General features: G+C 70.3%; 23 protein-coding genes. 12 read left to right on the top strand and 11 right to left on the bottom strand.

Annotated elements, in window-relative coordinates; all coding sequences use genetic code 11:
• Positions 1 to 126 precede the first annotated feature (126 nt).
• A complete protein-coding gene (locus RWS82_RS14065) occupies positions 127 to 1,011 on the top strand; it encodes an aminodeoxychorismate lyase (RefSeq protein WP_314651289.1) in 885 nt (294 codons plus the stop codon).
• Positions 1,012 to 1,155: 144 nt separating this feature from the next.
• On the opposite strand, the gene RWS82_RS14060 is transcribed toward RWS82_RS14065, so the two are convergent.
• The 8 genes from RWS82_RS14060 to RWS82_RS14025 all read right to left on the bottom strand — a co-directional run bounded on the left by RWS82_RS14060 (position 1,156) and on the right by RWS82_RS14025 (position 10,362).
• On the bottom strand, positions 1,156 to 1,998 hold the full coding sequence (locus RWS82_RS14060) for a type IV toxin-antitoxin system AbiEi family antitoxin domain-containing protein (RefSeq protein WP_314651287.1): 843 nt from the start codon (positions 1,996 to 1,998) through the stop codon (positions 1,156 to 1,158).
• A gap of 217 nt (positions 1,999 to 2,215) precedes the next feature.
• Positions 2,216 to 2,995 (bottom strand): phosphate ABC transporter ATP-binding protein PstB, encoded by a 780-nt coding sequence (gene pstB / locus RWS82_RS14055; protein WP_314651284.1) that lies wholly within the window; start codon positions 2,993 to 2,995, stop codon positions 2,216 to 2,218.
• A 29-nt stretch (positions 2,996 to 3,024) separates the two neighbouring features.
• Positions 3,025 to 4,125, bottom strand: coding sequence for a phosphate ABC transporter permease PstA (gene pstA / locus RWS82_RS14050; RefSeq protein ID WP_314651281.1), 1,101 nt, complete (start codon positions 4,123 to 4,125; stop codon positions 3,025 to 3,027).
• Position 4,126: 1 nt separating this feature from the next.
• On the bottom strand, positions 4,127 to 5,089 hold the full coding sequence (gene pstC / locus RWS82_RS14045; RefSeq protein ID WP_314651277.1) for a phosphate ABC transporter permease subunit PstC: 963 nt from the start codon (positions 5,087 to 5,089) through the stop codon (positions 4,127 to 4,129).
• A gap of 99 nt (positions 5,090 to 5,188) precedes the next feature.
• Complete coding sequence (locus RWS82_RS14040) at positions 5,189 to 6,292, bottom strand: phosphate ABC transporter substrate-binding protein PstS (RefSeq protein ID WP_314651275.1); 1,104 nt, start codon at positions 6,290 to 6,292, stop codon at positions 5,189 to 5,191.
• Positions 6,293 to 6,494: 202 nt separating this feature from the next.
• Positions 6,495 to 7,469, bottom strand: coding sequence for an NUDIX domain-containing protein (locus tag RWS82_RS14035; RefSeq protein WP_314651272.1), 975 nt, complete (start codon positions 7,467 to 7,469; stop codon positions 6,495 to 6,497).
• Positions 7,466 to 9,631, bottom strand: coding sequence for an RNA degradosome polyphosphate kinase (locus tag RWS82_RS14030; RefSeq protein WP_314651269.1), 2,166 nt, complete (start codon positions 9,629 to 9,631; stop codon positions 7,466 to 7,468). Before RWS82_RS14030 ends, RWS82_RS14035 begins: the two co-directional genes overlap by 4 nt.
• A gap of 50 nt (positions 9,632 to 9,681) precedes the next feature.
• Positions 9,682 to 10,362, bottom strand: a complete 681-nt coding sequence (locus RWS82_RS14025; protein ID WP_314651268.1) for a response regulator transcription factor — start codon at positions 10,360 to 10,362, stop codon at positions 9,682 to 9,684.
• A 71-nt stretch (positions 10,363 to 10,433) separates the two neighbouring features.
• On the opposite strand from RWS82_RS14025, the gene RWS82_RS14020 reads away from it, so the two are divergent.
• The 3 genes from RWS82_RS14020 (at position 10,434) to RWS82_RS14010 (ending at position 12,649) form a co-directional block, all read left to right on the top strand.
• Positions 10,434 to 10,724 (top strand): hypothetical protein, encoded by a 291-nt coding sequence (locus RWS82_RS14020; protein ID WP_314651266.1) that lies wholly within the window; start codon positions 10,434 to 10,436, stop codon positions 10,722 to 10,724.
• 195 nt (positions 10,725 to 10,919) lie between these two features.
• Positions 10,920 to 11,522 (top strand): FABP family protein, encoded by a 603-nt coding sequence (locus RWS82_RS14015; protein WP_314651263.1) that lies wholly within the window; start codon positions 10,920 to 10,922, stop codon positions 11,520 to 11,522.
• Positions 11,523 to 11,527: 5 nt separating this feature from the next.
• Positions 11,528 to 12,649: a glycine cleavage T C-terminal barrel domain-containing protein gene (locus RWS82_RS14010; protein WP_314651262.1), complete on the top strand. Its 1,122-nt coding sequence runs from the start codon at positions 11,528 to 11,530 to the stop codon at positions 12,647 to 12,649.
• Between the two features lie 30 nt (positions 12,650 to 12,679).
• Here RWS82_RS14010 and RWS82_RS14005 read toward each other — a convergent pair whose 3' ends face one another.
• Positions 12,680 to 13,504, bottom strand: coding sequence for a class I SAM-dependent methyltransferase (locus tag RWS82_RS14005; protein ID WP_314651259.1), 825 nt, complete (start codon positions 13,502 to 13,504; stop codon positions 12,680 to 12,682).
• A gap of 58 nt (positions 13,505 to 13,562) precedes the next feature.
• Here RWS82_RS14005 and RWS82_RS14000 point away from each other — a divergent pair, with 58 nt between their 5' ends.
• Positions 13,563 to 14,312 (top strand): phosphoglyceromutase, encoded by a 750-nt coding sequence (locus RWS82_RS14000; RefSeq protein ID WP_314651256.1) that lies wholly within the window; start codon positions 13,563 to 13,565, stop codon positions 14,310 to 14,312.
• 66 nt (positions 14,313 to 14,378) lie between these two features.
• On the opposite strand, the gene phoU is transcribed toward RWS82_RS14000, so the two are convergent.
• Positions 14,379 to 15,074 carry a phosphate signaling complex protein PhoU gene (phoU, locus tag RWS82_RS13995; protein WP_314651554.1) on the bottom strand — a complete coding sequence of 232 codons (696 nt, stop codon included), beginning with the start codon at positions 15,072 to 15,074 and terminating at the stop codon, positions 14,379 to 14,381.
• Between the two features lie 217 nt (positions 15,075 to 15,291).
• On the opposite strand from phoU, the gene RWS82_RS13990 reads away from it, so the two are divergent.
• Together RWS82_RS13990 and RWS82_RS13985 are read left to right on the top strand one after the other, a co-directional pair.
• Complete coding sequence (locus tag RWS82_RS13990) at positions 15,292 to 16,512, top strand: ATP-binding protein (RefSeq protein WP_314651253.1); 1,221 nt, start codon at positions 15,292 to 15,294, stop codon at positions 16,510 to 16,512.
• Positions 16,509 to 17,192 carry a response regulator transcription factor gene (locus RWS82_RS13985; protein WP_314651251.1) on the top strand — a complete coding sequence of 228 codons (684 nt, stop codon included), beginning with the start codon at positions 16,509 to 16,511 and terminating at the stop codon, positions 17,190 to 17,192. Before RWS82_RS13990 ends, RWS82_RS13985 begins: the two co-directional genes overlap by 4 nt.
• A gap of 78 nt (positions 17,193 to 17,270) precedes the next feature.
• Here the strand turns inward: RWS82_RS13985 and RWS82_RS13980 are convergent, their stop codons facing one another.
• A complete protein-coding gene (locus RWS82_RS13980; RefSeq protein ID WP_314651248.1) occupies positions 17,271 to 17,744 on the bottom strand; it encodes a DNA modification methylase in 474 nt (157 codons plus the stop codon).
• Positions 17,745 to 17,880: 136 nt separating this feature from the next.
• Between RWS82_RS13980 and RWS82_RS13975 the strand changes: the two genes are divergently transcribed.
• The 5 genes from RWS82_RS13975 (at position 17,881) to RWS82_RS13955 (ending at position 22,802) form a co-directional block, all read left to right on the top strand.
• Positions 17,881 to 18,363 (top strand): CarD family transcriptional regulator, encoded by a 483-nt coding sequence (locus RWS82_RS13975; RefSeq protein ID WP_314651246.1) that lies wholly within the window; start codon positions 17,881 to 17,883, stop codon positions 18,361 to 18,363.
• A 78-nt stretch (positions 18,364 to 18,441) separates the two neighbouring features.
• A complete protein-coding gene (ispD, locus tag RWS82_RS13970) occupies positions 18,442 to 19,701 on the top strand; it encodes a 2-C-methyl-D-erythritol 4-phosphate cytidylyltransferase (RefSeq protein WP_314651243.1) in 1,260 nt (419 codons plus the stop codon).
• A gap of 9 nt (positions 19,702 to 19,710) precedes the next feature.
• Positions 19,711 to 21,120, top strand: a complete 1,410-nt coding sequence (gene cysS / locus RWS82_RS13965; RefSeq protein WP_314651240.1) for a cysteine--tRNA ligase — start codon at positions 19,711 to 19,713, stop codon at positions 21,118 to 21,120.
• On the top strand, positions 21,113 to 22,117 hold the full coding sequence (gene rlmB / locus RWS82_RS13960; RefSeq protein ID WP_314651238.1) for a 23S rRNA (guanosine(2251)-2'-O)-methyltransferase RlmB: 1,005 nt from the start codon (positions 21,113 to 21,115) through the stop codon (positions 22,115 to 22,117). The genes cysS and rlmB overlap by 8 nt, the downstream gene beginning before the upstream one ends.
• Positions 22,118 to 22,160: 43 nt before the next feature.
• Positions 22,161 to 22,802 (top strand): NAD(P)H-binding protein, encoded by a 642-nt coding sequence (locus tag RWS82_RS13955; protein ID WP_314651234.1) that lies wholly within the window; start codon positions 22,161 to 22,163, stop codon positions 22,800 to 22,802.
• The last annotated feature ends 4 nt before the right edge of the window (positions 22,803 to 22,806 follow it).

The raw sequence follows: 22,806 nt of genomic DNA, 5'->3' as shown, positions 1-22,806 counted from the left end.
CAAGAACGCCTCTCGGCGGAAGGCCGCTCGCAGCGGCGAAAATTGGAGCCCGGGGTTATGCGGCCCGGCCTGTACCAGTGTAACGCGATACGAGCGGAGCTATTCCCGGCCCCTTAGGCTCAAAGCATGGACCGCCGTTTCGCTCTCATCATCGATCCCGTCGACGCGTCGGAGAGCCGCGGCGATTTCCGCGACACGTTCACGCGGGTCGACGCCGCCGCTCCCGCGCTGAGCGTGGGCGAGCTCAGCACCCAGCGCGGCGACGGGGTGTTCGAGTCGATCGGCGTCATCGACGGCCACGCGCAGGAGGTGGTGCCGCACCTCGAACGGCTGGCGCACTCGGCGCGTCTGTGCGACCTCCCGGTGCCGAACGCGGAGCAGTGGCGGCAGGCGATCGAGGTCGCCGCGGCCGACTGCGGCGAGGGCGAGGCCGTCATCAAGCTCATCCTCAGCCGCGGCGTCGAGCACGGGCCGACGCCGACCGCATGGGTGACGGCGGCTCCCGCCGCCGACTTCCGCGCGGTGCGTCGCGACGGTGTGCGCGTGGTGACGCTCGACCGCGGGTACGACCTCGGCGCGGCCGAACGTGCGCCGTGGCTGCTGCTCGGCGCGAAGACGCTCTCGTACGCCGTGAACATGGCGGCCCTGCGGGAGGCCAAGCGACGCGACGCCGACGACGCGATCTTCCTGTCGAGCGATGGTTTCGTGCTCGAAGCGCCGACGGCCTCTCTGGTGCTGCGGTTCGGCGACCGGTTCGTCACCCCGGCTCCGAACGGAGGCATCCTGCACGGGACCACACAGCTCAGCGTGTACGAACACCTCGCCGCGCAGGGGTTCGAGACGGGGTACGAGCGGATCCCGGCATCCGATCTGGTGCGAGCGGATGCCGCGTGGCTCGTGTCGAGCGTGCGCCTCGCCACCGCCATCACCGCGGTCGACGGCGCTCCGCTCCCCGTCGACCGCTCCCTGACCGACGCGCTGAACACCTACCTGCTCTCGCCCCGCACCTGACCCTGCCCGATCTGCCCTCGCCTGCCCCTCGCCGGCCCTGCCGAAAACCCAGGCCGTGTCCGCCTTCCGCGGTGTGTCGAGGGGCGACGCGCCGGCCGCGATGCATCTCGTCTCTGTTTTCGCTGCACGCGGGCGGGAGCGAGGTCAGGCGAGATGCGCGCCACGGGCCATGGCGCCGGTGATCGCCGCCTCGACGAGCGGCCAGTCGGCGACGACCATGGCGTAGGTGAAGCGCAGGGTCGTGTAGCCGAAGGATGCGGCGGCTGCGTCGCGTCGCAGGTCCTTCGCCCTCTCACGTTCCCGTTCATGGTTCTCCCGGCCGTCGGCCTCGATGAGAAGGCGGTCGCCGATCACGAGGTCTATTTCGCCGACGCCCGGGACGTGCACCTGTGAGCGAACATCGATCCCGATGCGATGCAGTCGCAGGCGGATGAGTGACTCCAGACCACTGTCGGAATCCGCCCGTGCGAACGCGACCAGCCACCTCATGCTCACGGGGAGATGTCGCTGCAGCCACCGCGCCCCGGCCGCGGAGAGGAGCGAGCGACGCAGCGCCGACTCGAGTGCCGCGAAGAACGCATCCTCCCCGCAACACGAGGCCATCTGCAGGAGGATGTTGGCGACGGGCGGAGCCTGGCCGACGCGCACGCGGCCGGCATCCCAGTGGACGGTGCAGGAATCGCACTCGAGGCGGGGCGTGCCCGCTGACCCCATCCAGACGTGCGGCCGTCGGGGCCGCTGCAGAATCCAGAGGCCGATCCGCTCCCCGGCATCCGCGCAACCGATCGTCCCCCCGTGCTCTGCGGCATGGAGGAGGAGCGGGTCGGTGTCGACCAGCGCGTACACGCCCTGACGAGGGCGGAGGATCTCTCCCTCCCGCACGGCTCGCGAGAGTTCGGCGGCGGTCACGCCGCGGGAACGGAGCTCCGCGGTGCGCGCCATGCGCCCCAGGGAGGCGAGTGCGGCGGAGGCTCTGAGGAACGACACCGCCCGATCATGCGCCGTGCCCCGGCATCATGCCCTCCGTATCCCCAGAAGTGGCGCACCCTCCCACACGCCCCCACCTGTGGAGGGAGTACCACCCCACTGCGGCCGCACACACGAAAACCCAGACCACTCCTGCCACGCTCGGCGTGTCGCGATGCGACGCGCCGGGCTGAGGGCGAACGGTCTGGGTTCTCGAAAGGGGAGGCAAAGCCTCAGGTCACCCGAAGCGGCCGGAGACGTAGTCCTCGGTCGCCTGCACCGACGGGGTGGTGAAGATCGACGTCGTGTCGTCGTACTCGATGAGCTTGCCGGGCTTGCCGGTGCCGGCGATGTTGAAGAACGCCGTCTTGTCGGAGACACGGGATGCCTGCTGCATGTTGTGCGTGACGATGACGATCGTGAACTCGTTCTTGAGCTCGCCGATCAGCTCTTCGATCGCGTAGGTCGAGATGGGGTCGAGGGCCGAGCAGGGCTCGTCCATCAGCAGCACCTCGGGCGACACGGCGATCGCGCGCGCGATGCAGAGACGCTGCTGCTGTCCGCCCGACAGGCCGGAACCCGGACGGTCGAGGCGGTCCTTGACCTCGTTCCACAGGTTGGCGCCGGTGAGCGACTTCTCGACGAGGTCGTCCTGGTCGCTCTTCGACATGCGGCTGTTGTTGAGCTTCACGCCCGCGAGCACGTTCTCCTTGATCGACATCGTCGGGAACGGGTTCGGGCGCTGGAAGACCATGCCGACCTGACGGCGCACGAGCACCGGGTCGACGCCCGGGCCGTAGAGGTCGTTGCCGTCGAGCAGCACCTCGCCCTCGACGCGGGCGCCGGGGATGACCTCGTGCATGCGGTTCAGGGTGCGCAGGAACGTGGACTTGCCGCAGCCCGAGGGGCCGATGAAGGCCGTGACGCTGCGCGGCTGGATGTCGAGGGAGACACCCTCGACGGCGAGGAAGTTGCCGTAGTAGACGTTGAGGTCGTTGACTTCGATGCTTTTGGACACGTGTGGATTCCTGTTCTGAGTGATCGGGCTCAGCGGCCGGTGACCTTGGGGGCGAACAGCTTCGCGATGAGACGCGCGAGCAGGTTCAGCACCATGACGATGAGGATGAGGGTGAGGGCGGCGGCCCACGCACGCGCCACCGACGCGTCGGGGTTGGTGCCCTGGTTCATGTACTGGTTGTAGGCGAACACCGGCAGGGTCATCATCTGACCGTTGAAGATGTTCGTGTTGAGGCTCTGCGTGAACCCGGCCGTCAGCAGCAGCGGGGCCGTCTCACCGATCACGCGGGAGATGGCGAGCATGACCGAGGTCGTGATACCGGCGATGGAGGTCGGCAGCACCACCTTGAGGATCGTGAGCCACTTCGGCACACCGAGGGCGTACGAGGCTTCGCGCAGCTCGTTCGGGACGATGCGCAGCAGCTCCTCGCTTCCGCGCACGACGACCGGGGTCATCAGCACGGCGAGGGCGAGGGCGCCCATGAAGCCCATCGAGATGCCAGGACGGAAGATCAGCGCGAACACCGCGTAGATGAACAGACCGGCGACGATCGACGGGATGCCGGTCATGACGTCGACGAAGAACGTGATGGCCTTCGCGATGCGACCGCGGCCGTACTCGACGAGGTAGATCGAGGTCATCAGGCCGATCGGCACCGAGATGATCGTCGCGGTGAGCGTGATGAGCAGCGTGCCCCAGATGGCGTGCACGATGCCGCCGCCGTCGCCGATGACGTTGCGCATCGACGAGCTGAAGAACTCGGCGTCGAAGCGCTCGATGCCGTTCGCGACCACGGTCCAGAGCAGGGAGATGAGGGGCAGCAGGGCGATGAGGAACGCGGTCGCGACGAGCGCGGTCATCAGCCGGTCGACAGCCTTGCGACGGCTCTCGGCGATCGACGAGACGACCGTGATCAGCACCATGTAGAGCACGATGCCGACGATCACGGTGCCCGCGATGTTGAAGTCGGCGAGGCTCGACCCCATCGCGGCGACCGCGAAGATCGCGGCGCTCACGACGAACGAGCCGGCGAGCAGGGCCCACGGCGCCCACTTCGGGAGCTTGCCGGCGGTGAGCGGGGCGGAGGTGCTCGGCGTCGTCGACGCGGGCGGGGCGGTGAGGACGCTCATGTCAGTTCGCTCCCGAGAACTCGGCGCGGCGGGCGACGATCCAGCGCGCCAGCGCGTTGACCGCGAAGGTCACGATGAAGAGGATGAGGCCGGTCGCGATGAGCGTGTTGACGCCCGTGCCGTGCGCCTCGGGGAAGGCGAGGGCGATGTTCGCGGGGATCGGCGTGGGGTTGGTGGCGGTCAGCACGAGGAAGCTGACGACCGCGGAGGGGGAGAGCACCATCGTGACGGCCATGGTCTCGCCGAGGGCGCGGCCGAGGGCGAGCATCGCCGCCGAGACCATACCGCCGCGGGCGAAGGGGAGCACGGCCATCCGCACCATCTCCCACCGCGTCGAACCGAGCGCGAGCGCGGCCTCTTCGTGGAGCTTCGGCGTCTGCAGGAAGACCTCGCGGCAGATGGCGGTCATGATCGGGATGCACATCACCGCGAGCACGAGGGCGGCGGTGAGGATGGTCTTGCCCGTGGAGGAGACCTGGCCCCCGAAGAAGGGCACCCAGGAGGCGTGCTGGTTGAGCCAGGCGTAGATGGGCTGCAGCAGCGGGGCGAGCACGAGGCCGCCCCAGAGGCCGAACACGACCGAGGGCACGGCGGCCAGGAGGTCGATCACGTAGCCGAGGAACGCGGCGAGCCGGCGATGCGCGTAGTGCGAGATGAAGAGGGCGATGCCGATCGCGATGGGAGCCGCGATGAGGAGGGCCATGAACGATGCCCAGAGCGTGCCGAAGACGAGCGGCCAGACGTACACCCAGAAGGACTCGCCCTTGAGGATGTGGTTGTCGGTCGTGTCGAGCTGGAAGGCCGGGATGCTCTGAATGATGAGGAACGCGGCGACGAGCGCGAGGACGATGAGGATGATGATGCCCGCGCCGAGCGCGGTGCCGGAGAAGACCCGATCGCCGAGACGCTGCTTGGCCTTGATCGGGGCGGGCGGCGCTGCGGGCGCCTGCGCGGTCGTGCTCATGGTCTCCCTGTCTCGGGCGGTTCGGGGTGGGGGCTGACCCGGCGGAGCCCCCGCGTCCGGAGTGGACGCGGGGGCACCGCCATCAGTCGTTCGATTCGATCAGTCGACCTGGATCATGTCGATCGCGGCCATGACCTGCTCGCGCAGGCCGTCCGAGATCGGGGCGCTGCCGGCGTTGTCGGCGGCCGCGTTCTGGCCCTCTTCGCTCGCGATGTACGTGAAGTACTCCTTCACGAGCTCCGCGACGTTGCTGTCCTCGTACTGCTCGCAGCCGATGAGGTAGCTGACGAGGGCGATCGGGTACGCACCGTCGGCGGCGGCAGCCGGGTCGACGTCGAAGACGAGGTCGCCCTCGCCCCGGCCCTCGACGAGCTCCGAGCCCTCGACGAGCTTGGCGGCGGCCTCGGCGGAGTACGGCACGAACTCCTCGCCGACGCCCACGGAGACCTGGCCGAGGCCGTCGGCCTGCGATGCGTCGAGGAAGCCGATCGCGCCGTTGCCGGCCGTGATCGCCTGCTTCACACCGGAGGTGCCCTGAGCGGCCTCGCCGCCCTGGATCGGCCACTCGTCTGAGACCTCGTAGGTCCAGACGTCGGGAGCGGTCGCGCTGAGGTACTTGGCGAACGTCTCCTGCGTGCCCGAGGGGTCGGAGCGGTGGACCGGCGAGATCGCCAGATCGGGCAGCTCGACGCCGTCGTTCAGTGCGGCGATCTCGGGGGCGTTCCAGTTGGTGATGGTGCCTGCGAAGATGCCGGCGATGGTCGCGGCGTCGAGGTTCAGCTCGTCGACGCCCTCGAGGTTGAAGGCGACGGCGACGGGCGAGATGTAGAGGGGGACCTCGACGATGTCGTCGGTGGTGCAGGCGCCGAAGCCGCCCGCGGCGACCTCCTCGTCCTTGAACGCACGGTCGGAGCCGATGAAGTTGCTGCCGCCCTCGAGGAAGTTCTCGCGGCCGGTGCCCGATCCGGTGGGCTCGTAGTTGACGGTCACGTCGGGGTTGGCGGTCTGGAAGGCCGCGACCCATGCCTCCTGGGCAGCGGTCTGCGAGGACGCGCCGGTCGCGTCGATGGTGCCGGAGAGCGTCGACTCGGGAGCGTCGGACGAGCCGCCGGTGCTGCCACCCTCGTTCGTGGCGCAGCCGGCCAGGGTGAGAGCGGCGACGGCGCCGATGGCGCCGATGCGAGCGATTCGGGAGATCTTCACTGTGGATCCTTCGATCGTGGTTTGGGGTAGAGGCCCGGTGCAGGGCACACAGTGACGCTAGGTGCGGCGGTTAACGAGACTCTCCCGGTCGGGTGAACGGAAGGTGAACGGGTGTCGACTCTCTGGGGGCGTCGCCCGTGATTCCGGGGCGCGACGGACGGCCCCCGGATGCCGTCGAGGCACGGGGAGGGGACGGATGCCGTCAGACCTTCGGGACGTGCGTCTCGATCGCGATGATGCCGGAGCCCGGGTGGGAGGCCGAGAGGTGGACGACCGAGAAGGCCCCGGGTTCGAGATCGGCGGCGCTGGAGACGTATGAGCCCTGCACCGTGCCGGTTGCGAGGGCGATCTCGGAGAGCAGCCCGGGGAGCACAGGGCCGTGGCTGCAGAGCACGGCGGGTTTCCCCGACCGCACTCGACGGCCGACCACGGACCTGAGGTCGGCCGTGCCGTCCTCCCAGGCGTCCTGGCTGATCAGGTCGGTACGCACGGCTTTGCGCCCCAGGGCCTTCGCCAGCGGACGCACCGTCTCGACGCATCGCACCGCGTCGCTCGTGACGATCCGGCGCACGCCGAACGCGCGCAGCGGCCCGACGATCGACTTCGCCTGCTTGCGCCCGCGAGGGGCCAGGGGACGCGCGGCATCCGGACCCTCCCACTCCGAGCGGTGCACCGCTTTGCCGTGCCGTAGGGCGATGAGGGGGAAGGTGCGCAGCACGCCGTCGTCGACGAGCCGCGCGAAGAAGTCGATGATCTCGAGGTCGACGGGGTAGCTGAGCAGTTCGCGCGCCTTCTTGACGCTCGCCCACTCGAGCGCGGCGATCTCGCGGTTGGGCACGAAGGTCGAGGCGCGGATGGCGTCGTCGGTGGCCTCGGCCGCCCAGTAATGCACGACCTTCTGCTTGCGCGACGCGAGGTTGTACCGGCTGACCCCGACGGGCACGCCGAGCGAGACGTGGATGCCGGTCTCCTCGTGCACCTCGCGCACGGCCGTCTCGGCGAGCATCTCGCCGGGGTCGACCTTGCCCTTGGGGAGCGTGATGTCGCGGTACTTCGTGCGGTGGATCAGGAGGATCCGCAGTTTGCCCTCGACGATGCGCCAGACGACGGCACCCGCCGCGTAGACGGCCTTGTCCGTCCACTTCGACGTCTCGGCGAAGGTCTGCCCGATCGTCATCGAACCGCCCGCGCCCGACGCCGTCGCTGCACCTGGCCCATGGTCTTGTCCTGCAGATCGACGAGCGGCTTGCCCTCGGCATCCGTCGCGTTCCGCTCCCACACCCCGTTCGGTCCGAGGTGCCACGCGCTGGTGCCCGGGTCCATCGCGAGGTCGAAGAACGACTGCAGCTCCTTCAGGTGTGCGGGATCGGTGACCCGCACGAGCGCCTCGACCCGGCGGTCGAGGTTGCGGTGCATCATGTCGGCGCTGCCGATGTAGATCTGCGGGTCGCCGTCGTTCTCGAAGGCGAAGATGCGGGAGTGCTCGAGGTAGCGGCCCAGGATGCTGCGCACGGTGATGTTGTCGCTGATGCCGTCGAGATCGGTGCGCAGGCTGCAGATGCCCCGCACCCACACGTCGACCTGCACGCCGGCCTGGCTCGCGCGGTAGAGCGCGTCGATGACCTCTTCGTCGACCATCGAGTTCACCTTGATGCGGATGTGCGCGGGCTTGCCGGCGACGGCGTTCACGCGCTCGTTGTCGATCTGCCGCACGAGACCCTTGCGCAGGTGAAGCGGCGCCACCAGCAGCCGCTTGAACTTCTTCTCGATCGCGTAGCCGCTGAGCTCGTTGAAGAGCCGAGTGAGGTCCTTGCCGACCTGGGCATCGGCGGTGAACAGACCGAAGTCCTCGTAGATGCGGCTGGTCTTGGGGTTGTAGTTTCCGGTGCCGACGTGCGAGTAGTGCTGCAGCTTGCCGGCCTCCTCGCGGATCACGAGGGCGAGCTTGCAGTGGGTCTTGAGACCCACCAGGCCGTAGACGACGTGCACGCCGGCCTTCTCGAGCTTGCGCGCCCACACGATGTTGTTGGCCTCGTCGAACCGCGCCTTCACCTCGACCAGCGCGAGCACCTGCTTGCCCGCCTCGGCGGCGTCGATGAGCGCCTGCACGACGGGGCTGTCGCCCGAGGTGCGGTACAGGGTCTGCTTGATGGCGAGCACGTGCGGATCGCGGGCGGCCTGTTCCAGGAACGCCTGCACGCTCGTGGTGAACGACTCGTACGGGTGGTGCACGAGCACGTCGGCCTTGCGGATCGCCTGGAAGATGTCGGCGCGCGTGTTGCTGTCGCCGGGCTGGAAGGCCACGGCCGTCGTGGGCACGTGCGGCGGGTAGCGCAGGTCGGGGCGGTCGACGCGCGAGAGGCCGAACAGGCCGCGCAGGTCGAGCGGGCCGGGGAGGCGGTAGACCTCCTGGTCGGTGATGTCGAGCTCCTTCACGAGCAGCTCGAGGGTGAGGTCGTCCATGTCGTCGGTGATCTCGAGCCGGATCGGCGGACCGAACCGGCGGCGCAGCAGCTCGGCCTCGAGCGCCTGAATGAGGTTCTCGCTCTCGTCCTCCTCGATCTCGACGTCTTCGTTGCGGGTGAGCCGGAACGCGTGGTGGTCGAGCACCTCCATGCCGGGGAAGAGATCGTCGAGGTGATTCGCGATGAGTTCTTCGAGGCGCAGGTAGCGTGCGATCTCGCCGCCGCCCGGCACCTCGACGAAACGCGGCAGCATGGGCGGCACCTTGAGGCGCGCGAACTCCTGGCGGCCGGTGCGGGCGTTGCGGATGCGGATCGCGAGGTTGAGCGAGAGCCCCGAGATGTAGGGGAACGGATGCGCGGGGTCGACCGCGAGGGGCATCAGCACGGGGAACACCTGCGCCTGGAAGTACTCGTACAGCGCCGACCGCTCGGCGTCGGTGAGCTCGTCCCAGTCGGTGATCTCGATGCCGGCGTCGGCGAGGGCCGGTCGCACGAGCGAGGTCCACGCGTCGGCGTGCCGCAGCTGCAGCGCGTGCGCCTCGCGGGAGATGTCGGCGAGGGCGTCGACCGGGGAGCGGCCGATGTTCGTCGGCACGGCGAGGCCCGTGGTGATGCGGCGCTTGAGGCCGGCGACGCGCACCATGAAGAACTCGTCGAGGTTGCTGGCGAAGATCGCCAGGAAGTTGGCCCGCTCGAGCTCGGGCAGCGACGGATCCTCGGCGAGTTCGAGCACGCGCTGGTTGAACGCGAGCCAGCTCAGTTCGCGATCGAGGTAGCGGTGGTCGGGCAGGAGCGCGTCCGGCGCCTCGATCGCGTCGAAGTCGTCATCCTCGGCGTCGCCGAGACCTGCGTCGGCCAGAGTGGGATCCATCATGGGGTACATCTAAGCACCGCGAGGTGTCGGGCGCGTGAACGCGCGGCGGTTCAGTGCGAGCCGACCAACGCGTCGTCGTCGTACACGTTGAACCGGTATCCCACGTTGCGGACGGTGCCGATGATCTGGTCGGCGTCGCCGAGCTTGGCCCGCAGACGCCGCACGTGCACGTCGACGGTGCGGGTGCCGCCGAAGTAGTCGTAGCCCCACACCTCGCTGAGCAGCTGTTCGCGGGTGAACACGCGGGACGGATGCGTGGCGAGGAAGTGCAGGAGCTGGAACTCCTTGTAGGTGAGGTCGAGCGGCTTGCCGTGCAGCTTCGCCGAATACGACTGCTCGTCGATCGTGATTCCGGAGGCTTGCACGCGGGTGGGCTCGTCGCTCTCGCGGCGGGCGACCGCGAGGCGCAGGCGTGCGTCGGTCTCGGCGGGGCCCGCGGTCGCGAGCAGCACGTCGTCGATGCCCCAGTCGCCCGAGACCGCGCTCATGCCGCCCTCGGTGACGACGAGCAGCAGCGGCGCCTCCTGCCCGGTCGCGCGCAGCAGGCGGCAGAGCGACTTGGCCCCGGCCAGATCCGTGCGGCCGTCGACCACGACGATGTCGTAGTCGGGCGCGTTCACGAGGCGCGCCGGCTCGGCGGGGATCTGGCGCACCGAGTGGCTCAACAGCTCCAGGGCGGGCAGGACGGCTTCATCGACCGGAGAATTCGTCAGGACCAGAACCTGGGGCACGCGCACTCCTCACCGGCGCGGATCGACGCCGTGCGGCCATGATACCGGGGCGGATGAGACACAATGGACTCATGACGCAGCCCGCCCTCGTCCCGCGCAACGCCTTCACCGGTGTCGTCGTCGTGTGGGCGGTGTCGTTCCTCGCCGCGGTCGCGGTCGGCATCTTCGTCGCCGAGGAGTGGCGGATGCCGTGGATGCTGGTGGCCTTCGGTGGCGTGATCGTGCTGTCGTTCGCGGTGCAGCTCTGGTACGGGCTCACCGAGGGGTTCATCCTGCGGGTGGGCGGGAGCATCCTCGGATCGATGCTGCTCATGGGCGTGATCTCGTTCGGCTTCGGCGTCGCGGCCCTCATCCCCACCTGACCGGCCCGACCTGACCGGGCCCGACCGGACCGGACCGGCCCGCGCGACCGGCCCCGCCCCGAGGTAGTCTGGGGGTATGGATCTCCTCGCGCTCGAAATCTTCTACATCGGCCTGCTGGGTCTCGCGAGCCTCGCGATCGTCTTCGTGTCGGTCGTCGTCCTGCGAAACCTCTTCCGCGGCCAGCGCTGAGCGTCGTGCTCGAGCTGCCCACCGACCTCCCCGCCGACCTCGCGCCGCTGGCGTGGCTGATCGGCGTGTGGGAGGGCACCGGGGTGATCGACTATCCGGTCGGCGACGACCGGATCCAGGGCGAGTTCCGGCACCGCGTCAGCTTCAGCCATGACGGCGGACCCTTCCTGAACTACTCCGGCACCGCCACCTTCCTCACCGACGACGGCGCACCCGCGGCGGCCCTCCTCGCCGAGACGGGCTTCTGGCGTCTCGCCCGCCCCGCGACGGCCGCCGATCCCGGCCCGGCCCTGCTGCCTCCGACCACCGACGGCGCCGCCCGAACGGTCGACGACGTCGAGGCGCTGCGGGCACCGAGCGGGGGGTTCCCGATCGAGGTCTCGGTGGCGCACGCCGACGGAGCGCTCGAGCTGTACCTCGGCGAGATCAACGGGCCGCGCATCGACCTCGGATCCGACGCGGTCGTCCGGGCCGCGGGGGCGAAGGTGCACACGGCGTCCTCCCGCATGTACGGACTCGTCGACGGGCACCTGATGTGGGCGTGGGACATCGCCGCGCTCGGCACGCCGCTGCGGTCGCACGCGTCGGCCCGACTGGCGAAGGTCTGACGCCGATGGGATTCTCCGACCTCGACGGCGCTGTGACCGACGGCACCGCGATCCTGCACTTCGGCGACGCGTTCCGCGAGCAGCGGCGCCTCGCGACGGGCGGTGCACTCGCGCCGCTCGGCGACCGCACGGTCGTCGAGGTGTCGGGCCCCGACCGACTGACCTGGCTCGACTCCATCACGTCGCAGGCCGTCTCGCGCCTGGCGCCCGGCGAGAGCACCGAATTGCTCGTGCTCGACCCGCAGGGACGGGTGGAGCACGCCGCGGCGGTCCTCGACGACGGATCGACCGCGTGGCTCCTCGCGGATGCCGCCGACGCCGAGGCGCTCGCCGCCTGGCTGACGCGCATGCGCTTCCGCGCGCAGGTCACCGTCGCGGTGCGCTCCGACCTGACGCTCGTGGGTTTCATCGACGGCGGCGCCGCGGGGGAGCGGGCCACGGCATCCGCTCTCCGCATCGACGACCGCCCGCTGGTGTGGGCCGATCCGTGGCAGCGCGTGAGCGCGGGCGGGCACCAGTACGCCGAGGTGGCGTCGCACCCGGGGGCCGACTACGCCTGGCGCGTGGCGATCCTCGATGCGGCGGGTGACGATGCGCTCGTCGCCGGTCTCGACCGGGATGCGCTCGCGGGGGTCCTCGCGGCCGAGGCGCTGCGCATCGCGGCGTGGCGTCCGCGCTGGGCGACCGAGGTCGATGAGCGTTCCCTGCCGCATGAGTCCGACTGGATCCGCAGCGCGGTGCACCTGAACAAGGGCTGCTACCGCGGGCAGGAGACCGTCGCGAAGGTGCACAACCTCGGGCATCCCCCGCGCCGCCTCGCGGCGCTGCAGCTCGACGGCAGCGATGCCGTGCTGCCCGAGCCCGGAGCGCCGGTGTTCGCCGGCGACGACGAGGTCGGGCACGTGACGTCCGTCGCACGCCATCACGAGGACGGCCCGATCGCGCTCGCCATCCTCGCCCGTCGCGCCCCCGTCGGCGACCTGACGGTGCAGTCCGGCGACGGGCCGGTCGCGGCCTCGCAGCAGGTCATCGTTCCGGCGGATGCCGGGGCCACCGCCGACGTGCCCCGCCTCACCCGTCTGTCGCGGCGCCCGTCCGCCCCGGATCCCCGCCACGCCCAGGGCTGAGACCCCACCCGGTCCACGCGTCGCCTGCCCCTACGGCAGCGGCGCGACGGCGCTCCACGGCAGGGTGAGCTCGCCCAGCCGCCAGCGATGCCGGCCGCCGAGCACGGGCCAGCCGCCCGCGCGCAGAGCGGTGACCGCGGCGAGGAACCGCTGCGTGGCCCCGAAGGTCGACAGGGGGGCCGCCCTGTCCCACTCCCGGTCGAGGTCGACGAGCAACGCGTGGATGCGCTCGCCGGCGATGTTGCGATGGATCAGTGCTTTGGGCAGACGCTCGGCGACGACGCTCGGATGCTCCAGATCGGCCAGCCGCAGCGAGAGGGTGAAGCGCAGCGGGCGCGCCGTGGCGTCGACGTCCACCCAGCTCGCGATGCGACCGATCTCGTCGCAGGTCCCCTCGATGAGCAGGCCTGCTGGTGCCAATCGCGACGACATCCGTTCCCAGGCATCCGCGACGTCGTGCTCGTCGTACTGGCGCAGCACGTTCATGGCGCGGATGACCGCGGGGCGCCGATCACCGGGCAGCGGCACCTCGAAGCCCCCGCGGGCGAAAGACACCGGGAGGTCGGGCGGGAATGGGGTGCGACCCGCGCGCACCTCCGCCAGCTGCGCCTCGGCCGTGGCCACCCGGGCAGGATCGATCTCGAGTCCCCGCACCTCGACATCGGGGCGCGTGCGCACCAGCCGGGCAGCGAGTTCGAACGCCGTCACACCGCTGGCGCCGTAGCCGAGATCGACCACGAGCGGGTCGGATGCACGCCGCAGGGCGGTGCTCGCGGCGATCCACCGGTCGTTGCGCCGGAGCCGGTTCGTCCCGGTCGTGCCGCGGGTCGGCCGGCCGAGGGGGGAGGACGCCATGCGTCCATCCTCGCAGGAGCTGCGGCGAGGGCCGGACGGTCGGCGATAAACTGACCGCATGACTGCGAAGCGCACCCTCATCCTGCTCCGCCACGGCCGGAGCGAGTGGAACGAACTGAACCTCTTCACCGGCTGGGTGGACGTCCGCCTCAACGCGCAGGGCGAGAAGGAGGCGCGTCGCGGCGGCGAGCTGCTGGCCGAGTCCGGCATCCTTCCCGATGTGCTGCACACGTCGCTGCTCAGCCGCGCGATCCAGACCGCGAACATCGCGCTCGACGCGGCCGACCGGCTGTGGATCCCGGTGACCCGCTCGTGGCGACTCAACGAGCGCCACTACGGTGCCCTGCAGGGCAAGGACAAGGCGCAGACGCTCGAGGAGTTCGGCCCCGAGCAGTTCCAGCTCTGGCGCCGCTCGTTCGACGTTCCGCCGCCCGTGCTCGACGACGACAGCGAGTTCAGCCAGGTGCACGACGCGCGCTACGCGGGCATCGACGGCGAGGTGCCGCGCACCGAGTCGCTCAAGCTCGTCATCGACCGCCTGCTGCCCTACTGGGAGAGCGCGATCGTTCCCGACCTCGAGGCGGGCAAGACGGTGCTCGTGACGGCGCACGGCAACTCGCTGCGCGGACTCGTGAAGCACCTCGAGGGCATCAGCGACACCGACATCGCCGAGCTCAACATCCCGACGGGCATCCCGCTGGTGTACGAGCTCGACGAGAACAACGTGCCGACCGGCCCCGGTCGCTACCTCGACCCCGAAGCCGCCGCCGCCGGCGCCGCCGCGGTCGCCGCCCAGGGCAAGAAGTAACCCGCACGCTCACGAAAGGAGCCCGGACGCCAAGCGTCCGGGGCTCCTTTCGTGGAGCGGGGGCGGTCAGGCGTGACCGAGCTCCTGCTGCTCGACGGCGAGGGGGATGTCGTCCTCCTGCACGGCCCAGTCGCCGGTGGCGAGGTAGACGACCTTCTTCGCCACGGCCACGGCGTGGTCGGCGAAGCGCTCGTGGTACCGGCTGGCGAGCGTGGCGTCGACGGTCGCCGTCGCCTCGCCCTTCCAGTTGTCGCTGAGCACCTTCTCGAAGACGCTCGCGTGCAGCTCGTCGACGTCGTCGTCCGCATTGCGGATCGCATCGGCGAGGCGGAGGTCCTGCGTGCGGAGCAGCTCGGCGAGGGTGCGGGAGATCTCGACGTCCAGCTCGCCCATCTTCACGAACGTGCCCTTGAGGCCGCGGGGGATGGCGCGCTCGGGGAAGCGCAGGCGGGCGAGCTGCGCGATGTGCTCGGACATGTCGCCCATCCGCTCGAGCGACGCGCTCACGCGGAGCGTGCTGACGACGATGCGCAGGTCGCGGGCGACCGGCTGCTGGCGGGCGAGGATCTCGATCGCCTGCTCGTCGAGGGCGACGGCCAGCTCGTCGATCTTGGCGTCGTCGGCGATGACCTCTTCGGCCAGCGCGACGTCGCTCGTCGCGAACGCGCGGGTCGCCTTATCGATCGAGACGGTGACGAGCTCGGCGATCTCCACGAGACGGGACTGCAGGTCCTCGAGGGACTGATGGAAGACTTCGCGCATGGTGGGGCGCAACCTTTCAATGTGGATCTCGCTGGTGCCAGCGAGGGGTGCGGACATCCGCGCGGACGAGCGCGAGTACGCTCCCGCTCAGGCCCGAGGCGATTGTGTTCGTCGAAGGTTAACGAACGGTGCCCAGTGAGTGAATAGTACTTCTCCGGTTGCCCTGCAGGCCCGGAAACCCGCAGGAGGCCGGGTGAACGCACTCTACGCTGGAGACATGACCGAGACGCAGATCGCCTTGATCGCCCTGGCCGTCGGCCTCGCGATCGGCATCGGCTTCTCCCTCCTCATCGCCTGGGCCTACCGGGCCCGCGCCCGCGTCGCCGAGGAGACGTCGAACGCGGTTCCCGACGGCATCTCCGACGTGCTGGAGAGCATGGACGACGCCGCGTGCGTGGTCGACGCCTCGGGTCTCGTGCTCGCGTCGTCGCAGGCGGCGACGCGCTTCGGGATCGACGTGGGATCGGCGCTCGAGAACCCCGAGCTGCGGTTGCTGGTGCGCCGCGTGCGGGCCTCCGGAGGCACGGCCACCGAATCGCTGCGGATCACCCGGGGCGGCCTCAGCCTCGACCCCCGTCTGGTGGCCGCGCGCGCCAGCGTGCTGGGCCCGCGGCTCACGCTGCTCATCATCCGCGACGTGACCGAGCAGGAGCGCCTCGACCAGATGCGGCGCGATTTCGTCGCCAACACCAGCCACGAGCTGAAGACGCCGGTCGGTGCGGTGACCCTTCTGGCGGAGGCGATCGAGTCGGCCGCCGACGACCCGGCGCAGGTGCGCATCTTCGCCGCGCGCATCTCGGCCGAGGCCGGGCGCCTGGCGCAGCTCACCGGTCGCATCATGAGCCTCTCGCGTCTGCAGGCCGACGACGGCCTCGGCGATGCGGTGCCGGTCGCGATCGACGAGGTCATCGCAAAGTCGATCGAGGCGCACGTCGTGCAGGCAGACTCCGCCGGCGTCGAGATCACGCGCGGCGGCGACCGCGGCCTGTGGGTGCGCGGCGACGCGCAGATCCTCGTCGAGGCGGTGGGCAACCTCATCGTGAACGCGATCGTCTACTCGCCCCGCGGCTCGCGCGTGGGCGTCGGTGTGCGCGCCGAAGAGGGCGTCATCGAGATCGCCGTCTCCGACCAGGGCATCGGCATCGCCGAGTCCGACCGCGAGCGCATCTTCGAACGCTTCTACCGCGCCGACGAGGCCCGTTCGCGGCGCACCGGCGGGACGGGGCTGGGGCTGTCGATCGTCAAGCACGCCACGCAGCGACACGGCGGCGAGGTGCGTCTGTGGTCGCGCCCCGGACGCGGCTCGACGTTCACGATGCGACTCCCGTCGATCGATGCGCCGCCGATGGCGGAGCCGGCCGTCAAGGTCAAGAAGAAGCGCGACCGGAAGCCCCCGAAGACGGCGGCCGTGCGCGTACGGAAAGGTGACAGAGCATGACCCGCATCCTTCTCGTCGAGGACGAGCCCGATCTCGCCGACCCGCTCGCGTACCTGCTGCGCCGCGAGGGGTACGAGGTCGAGATCGCCGAAGACGGACCGGCCGCACTGAGCGCGTTCCGCGAGCGCGGTGCCGACATCGTGCTGCTCGACCTCATGCTGCCGGGGATGCCCGGCACGGAGGTGTGCCGGCAGATCCGGTCGTCGTCGGCGGTGCCGATCATCATGCTCACGGCGAAGGACTCCGAGGTCGACATCGTCGTGGGACTGGAGCTCGGGGCGGACGACTACGTGACGAAGCCCTACTCGTCGCGCGAGCTTCTCGCCCGCATGCGTGCGGTGCTGCGCCGCGTCGTGCAGGCCGACAGCGAGCTCGACGAGCGGGTGCTCGACGGCGGGCGCGTGTCGCTCGACATCGACCGCCACACCGTGACCGTGGCCGGCTCGCTCATCAACATGCCGTTGAAGGAGTTCGAGCTGCTCGAGGTGCTCATGCGCAACGCGGGCCGGGTGCTCACCCGCGGACAGCTCATCGACCGGGTGTGGGGGAGCGACTACTTCGGCGACACGAAGACGCTCGACGTGCACATCAAGCGCATCCGCTCGCGCATCGAGGTGAACCCCAGTGAGCCGGTCATGCTGGTGACGGTCCGAGGGCTCGGCTACCGCTTCGAGGGCTGACCGCCCGCCCGCGACGATGAACGGCGAAGGCCGGCCCCCTCGGGAGCCGGCCTTCGCCGTACACAGTGGTGCCGGGTGTCAGTCCTCTTCGGGCACGAGGTCCTTGTAGTACGAGAGCGAGCCGTCGAGCACCGGCACGGCGGTGGTGACGCCCGTCGCATCGCCCGACTGGAAGTGGATGTCGATGGTCGACCCGGGCATCGCGTCGAGGTCGACGATGCGCAGCGGCTCGGCGTCGGCGCCGAGGCTGACGCGGCCGTTCGCCGGCACGGTCACCGTGAGCGGCTCGAGGTCCTGGAACGAGATCGTCAGGGTGGCGCGCTCGGAAGTGGGGTTCACGATCGCGGCGACGAGGTTGCCGACCGAGCCGTCTTCGGTGGCGACGATGAACACGTTGCGCACGTCGAGCGGACCGTCGGAGTCGGAGACGTTCACGCCGTCGGATGCCGAGTACTCGATGGTCGTGGCCTGCGGCGAGATGAACGTGCAGCCCGTGGCGCCGAGAAGGACGAGGGCGCTGAGGGCGGCAGACGCAACAAGGCGCGATTTCACGGGTCCTCCTGGGGTCCGACGGGGATGTCCGTGTCCCATTCTATGGGTATGGGCGGCCGGGGTCGGGACCGGGGGTGGCGAACCTTAGCGCATATCCCCTGTGGTATCCTTGAGGTTGCCGAAAGGACTTGTTTTTATGCTTTTTGAGGTTGGCGAGACCGTCGTCTATCCGCACCATGGCGCTGCGACCATCATCGAGGTCAAGGAGCGCATCATCAAGGGTGAGGCGAAGAAGTACCTGAAGCTCAACGTGACCCAGGGCGACCTGATCATCGAGGTGCCCGCCGAGAACGTCGACCTGGTCGGCGTGCGCGACGTGATCGGCAAGGAGGGCCTCGACCACGTGTTCGAGGTGCTGCGCGCGCCGTTCACCGAGGAGCCGACCAACTGGTCGCGTCGCTACAAGGCGAACCTCGAGAAGCTCGCGTCGGGCGACGTCATCAAGGTCAGCGAGGTCGTGCGCGATCTCTGGCGCCGCGATCAGGACCGCGGCCTGTCGGCCGGCGAGAAGCGGATGCTGGCGAAGGCTCGTCAGATCCTCATCTCCGAGCTGGCGCTGGCCGAGAAGATCGACGAGGACAAGGCGGGCACCCTGCTCGACGAGGTCCTCGCTTCCTGAGCCGAGACTCCCGAAGGGGCGGATGCTGCGGCATCCGCCCCTTCGTCGTCCCCGCGACGCGCACGGTAGCGTGAGGACGTGACCCTGATTCCCGTTCCGCGCACCGCGGTGATCGTCGTCGCGGCCGGCTCCGGCACGCGTCTGGATGCCGGAGCGCCCAAGGCGTTCGTCGGCATCGACTCCCGTTCCGTGCTGCGGCACGCGCTCGACGGCGTGTTCGCCGCCGCTCCCGCTCAGGTCGTGGTCGTGGCGCCGGCGGGGTTCGAGGGTGACGCCGAGACCGAGATGCGCGGCGCCGCGGGAGACCGTGTCGACCTCGCACGCGTCGTGACCGGGGGAGAGACGCGTCAGCAGTCGGTCGCCGCGGGTCTCGCCGCGCTCTGGGGCGACATCGACGTCGTTCTCGTGCACGACGCGGCGCGAGCGCTGACCCCTCCGGCCCAGATCGACGCGGTCGCGGCGGCGGTGGCCGAGAGAACGGGCATCATCCCCGCGCTCCCCGTCGTCGACACCCTCAAGCGCGTCGACGGCGACCGTGTGGTCGCTCCGGTCGATCGCTCGGAGCTCGCGGCGGCGCAGACCCCGCAGGGGTTCCCGCGCGAAGCGCTCGAGGCCGCCTACGCCGCGGCACGCGCGTCGGGCGTCGAGTACACCGACGATGCGGCGCTGTTCGCGGCCGCCGGTGGTGCAGTGCGCCACATCCCCGGGTCGGCGCGCGCATTCAAGATCACCACGCCCGACGACCTCGACCGGGCACGTCGACTCCTCGCGGTCGACAGCATCGCCCCCGCCCCTGCAGTGCTCACCGGGGGGCCGACCGCCTCCACGGAGACGCTCGCTCGCGGCATCCCCCGGATCGGCATCGGCACCGACGTGCACGCGTTCGGCGGCGAGGGCGACCTCTGGCTGGCGGGACTCGCCTGGCCCGGTGAACCCGCGCTCTCGGGTCACTCCGACGGCGACGCCGTCGCCCACGCGATCGTCGACGCGCTGCTCGGCGCCGCGGGGCTCGGCGACATCGGCGAGCACTTCGGCACCGCGCATCCCGAGTACGCCGGGGCGCACGCCGCGGTGTTCCTGGCGCGCACGCGCGAGCTGCTCCACGAGGCCGGCTTCGCGATCGGCAATGTGTCGGCCCAGTTCCAGGGCAACCGTCCCCGGTTCAGCGCCCGCCGCGGCGAGGCGGAGCGCGCCCTCTCGCAGGCGCTCGGGGGTGCCCCCGTCTCGATCACCGCCACGACCACCGATCGTCTCGGATTCGCCGGGCGCGGAGAGGGGATCGCGGTGACCGCGGTCGCCGTCGTCTTCTCCCGGGGTGGAGCCGACCGGGCCGAGTAGTCTTGAGCGGTGACTCTCCGCCTCTACGACACCCGTGCTCAGGACCTGCGCGACTTCGTGCCGCTCGACGCCGAGAACGTCACCATGTACGTCTGCGGGCCCACCCTGCAGTCGGGGCCGCACATCGGGCACGTCCGCGCCGCGCTGAGCTTCGACCTGCTGCGGCGCTGGCTCGCCCACCGGCACGGCCGCGTGACCTTCGTGCGCAACGTCACCGACATCGACGACAAGGTGCTCGCCAACGCGACCGACGTCGAGGCCTGGTGGGCGCTCGCCTACCGCATCGAGCAGGAGTTCGCCGCGGCCTACGCCGCCGTCGGCATCCTGCCCCCGACCTACGAGCCGCGCGCCACGGGGTCGATCCCGCAGATGCAGGAGCTCATCGCGCGCCTGATCGAGCGCGGCCACGCCTATCCCGCGTCGGACGGCTCCGGCGACGTGTACTTCGACGTGCGGTCGTGGCCCGAGTACGGCTCCCTCACCCACCAGTCGGTCGACGCCATGGAGGCGGCGGAAGACGCGGATCCGCGCGGCAAGCGCGCCCCGCAGGACTTCGCGCTGTGGAAGGGCGCCAAGCCCGGGGAGCCGGCCGATGCGACGTGGGCATCGCCGTGGGGCGACGGGCGCCCGGGCTGGCACATCGAATGCTCGGCCATGGCCCGGCGCTACCTCGGCGCGGAGTTCGACATCCACGGGGGAGGGCTCGATCTGCGCTTCCCCCACCACGAGAACGAGCTGGCGCAGTCGACGGCGGCCGGCGACGCCTTCGCGCGGTACTGGATGCACAACGGCCTCGTCACGGTGAACGGGCAGAAGATGTCGAAGTCGCTCGGCAACTTCACCCTCGCGGCCGACGTGCTCGCCGCGCACGACCCGCTCGTCGTGCGCTACGCCCTGGCCGCCGCCCACTACCGGTCGAGCCTCGACCTCTCGGAGTCGTCGTGGGCCGAGGCCGAATCGGCGCTCGCCCGCATCTCGACGTTCCTCGAACGCGGAGAGCGGCTCGCCCCGTACGGCTGGGCGCAGGTGAAGGAGGGGCTCCCGACCGAGTTCACCGAGGCGATGGACGACGACCTCTCAGTGCCCCGTGCGCTCGCCGCCGTGCACACGAGCATCCGCTCCGGGAATGCGCTCCTCGACGCGGGCAAGTACGATGAGGCGAAGCAGGACGTCGCCGACGTCGCTCAGATGACGTCGATCCTGGGGATCAACCCCCGCTCCCCGCAGTGGAGGCGCACGGAATCGGGAGCCGAGGCCTCCGCGCTGGACGCCCTCGTGCAGACGATGATCGCGCAGCGCGCGCAGGCGCGTGCAGACAAGGATTGGGCCGCAGCCGATCGCATCCGCGATGCGATCGCCGCGGCGGGAATCACGCTGGAGGACACTCCGGCCGGAACTCATTGGAGTATCGATGGTTAAGCCAGGTCGCCCCGGAGCGGGCAACAGCAAGAAGAAGGGCCCCTCCAAGGGCACCGGAGGCCTCGGGCGCAAGGCGCTCGAGGGCCGCGGACCGACCCCGAAGGCCGAAGACCGCGCCTGGCACCCCGCCGGGAAGCGCAAGGCCGCGGCCGAGCGCTACGCGGCATCCGGCGGCAAGGGCAAGCCGGGGCAGCGGCAGACCGCGGGCGGCAACCCCAACCGGTCGGCGCGCGCGAAGGACAACACGACCGACACCGAGGTCGTCACCGGCCGCAACTCGGTGCTCGAAGCCCTGCGGGCCAAGATCCCCGCGACCGCGTTCTACATCGCGCAGCGCGTGGAGATGGACGACCGCGTCAAGGAGATGCTCTCGATCGCGACGCACCGCGGCATCCCGGTGCTCGAGGTCACCCGCCAGGAGCTCGACCGCATGGCCGGCTTCGACGGTGTGCACCAGGGCGTCGCCATCAAGGTGCCCCCGTACGAGTACGCGCACCCGCAGGACCTGCTTGAGAGCACGATCGACAAGGGGCAGGTGCCGCTGTTCGTCGCGCTCGACGGCATCACCGACTCGCGCAACCTCGGGGCGATCATCCGCTCGGCCGCCGCTTTCGGCAGCCACGGCGTCATCCTGCCGCAGCGCCGCTCCGCCGGCGTGAACTCCGCGGCGTGGAAGACCAGTGCCGGCGCCGCCGCTCGCCTGCCCGTCGCGCTCGCGACCAACCTGACGTCGCTCCTGAAGGACTTCAAGAAGCAGGGCGTCTTCATCCTCGGACTCGCCGGCGACGGTGACGTCGACCTGCCCTCGCTCCAGCTCGCCGACCGCCCCGTCGTGATCGTCGCGGGGGCCGAGGGCAAGGGCCTGTCGCGCCTCGTGCGCGAGACCTGCGACCAGATCGTCTCCATCCCGATCTCGACGGCCACCGAGTCGCTCAACGTCGGCATCGCCACCTCGGTCGCGCTGTACCAGGTCGCCACCGTCCGGTCGGCGTCCTAGACGCCGTCATCGCCGTACCGTTCCACCGCAGAGGAGAGCACGCATGAGCCGCATCGTCGTTCTGGGAGGTACCGGCTACGCCGGCCGTCACATCGTCGCCGAGGCGGTGCAGCGCGGGCACGACGTGATCGCGCTGTCGCGTTCCGTGCCCACGGATGCCGTCGCGGGGGCGTCGTACGTGCAGGGGTCGGTGCTCGAGCTGGCACCCCTCGCGGGCGCCTTCGCCGGTGCGGATGCCGTCGTGTCGGCGCTGTCGCCCCGCGGTGACATGGAAGACCGCGTGCTCGATGCCCTCGACGGCATCGCGAACCTGCTGGCCGGCACGGGCACGCGGCTCGGCGTCGTCGGGGGAGCGGGCGGAAGCCTCGTCGCCCCGGGCGGGCCGCGGCTGTTCGACCAGGACTTCCCCGAGGAGTACAAGCACGAGGCCCAGGTCGGCATCGACTCGCTCGCCCTGCTCGAGTCGACTCCCGACGACCTCGACTGGTTCTTCGTGCACCCCGCCGAGGTCTTCGGGCCCTGGGCGGAGGGCGAACGCAGCGGACACTACCGCGACGGCGGCGACCTGCTCGTGCGCGACGCCGACGGCAACTCGTTCATCTCGGGCGCCGACTTCGCGGTGGCGGTCGTCGACGAGATCGAGCAGGCGAACCACCGCCGCGAGCGGTTCACCGTCGGCTACTGAGACT

The organism is uncultured Microbacterium sp., from assembly GCF_963528945.1.
In the GTDB taxonomy this organism is placed as follows: Bacteria; Actinomycetota; Actinomycetes; order Actinomycetales; family Microbacteriaceae; genus Microbacterium.
This window is presented reverse-complemented; position numbering and strand designations above follow the sequence as displayed.

What these genes read in the sequence shown, in the direction of transcription:
- RWS82_RS14065 (WP_314651289.1), top strand. Translation starts at nt 127, where the DNA reads ATGGACCGCCGTTTCGCTCTCATCATCGATCCCGTCGACGCGTCGGAG.
- pstA (WP_314651281.1), bottom strand. Translation starts at nt 4,125, where the DNA reads ATGAGCGTCCTCACCGCCCCGCCCGCGTCGACGACGCCGAGCACCTCC.
- pstC (WP_314651277.1), bottom strand. Translation starts at nt 5,089, where the DNA reads ATGAGCACGACCGCGCAGGCGCCCGCAGCGCCGCCCGCCCCGATCAAG.
- RWS82_RS14035 (WP_314651272.1), bottom strand. Translation starts at nt 7,469, where the DNA reads ATGACGATCGGGCAGACCTTCGCCGAGACGTCGAAGTGGACGGACAAG.
- RWS82_RS14030 (WP_314651269.1), bottom strand. Translation starts at nt 9,631, where the DNA reads ATGATGGATCCCACTCTGGCCGACGCAGGTCTCGGCGACGCCGAGGAT.
- RWS82_RS14020 (WP_314651266.1), top strand. Translation starts at nt 10,434, where the DNA reads ATGACGCAGCCCGCCCTCGTCCCGCGCAACGCCTTCACCGGTGTCGTC.
- RWS82_RS14010 (WP_314651262.1), top strand. Translation starts at nt 11,528, where the DNA reads ATGGGATTCTCCGACCTCGACGGCGCTGTGACCGACGGCACCGCGATC.
- RWS82_RS14005 (WP_314651259.1), bottom strand. Translation starts at nt 13,504, where the DNA reads ATGGCGTCCTCCCCCCTCGGCCGGCCGACCCGCGGCACGACCGGGACG.
- RWS82_RS14000 (WP_314651256.1), top strand. Translation starts at nt 13,563, where the DNA reads ATGACTGCGAAGCGCACCCTCATCCTGCTCCGCCACGGCCGGAGCGAG.
- phoU (WP_314651554.1), bottom strand. Translation starts at nt 15,074, where the DNA reads ATGCGCGAAGTCTTCCATCAGTCCCTCGAGGACCTGCAGTCCCGTCTC.
- RWS82_RS13990 (WP_314651253.1), top strand. Translation starts at nt 15,292, where the DNA reads ATGACCGAGACGCAGATCGCCTTGATCGCCCTGGCCGTCGGCCTCGCG.
- RWS82_RS13985 (WP_314651251.1), top strand. Translation starts at nt 16,509, where the DNA reads ATGACCCGCATCCTTCTCGTCGAGGACGAGCCCGATCTCGCCGACCCG.
- RWS82_RS13975 (WP_314651246.1), top strand. Translation starts at nt 17,881, where the DNA reads ATGCTTTTTGAGGTTGGCGAGACCGTCGTCTATCCGCACCATGGCGCT.
- rlmB (WP_314651238.1), top strand. Translation starts at nt 21,113, where the DNA reads ATGGTTAAGCCAGGTCGCCCCGGAGCGGGCAACAGCAAGAAGAAGGGC.
- RWS82_RS13955 (WP_314651234.1), top strand. Translation starts at nt 22,161, where the DNA reads ATGAGCCGCATCGTCGTTCTGGGAGGTACCGGCTACGCCGGCCGTCAC.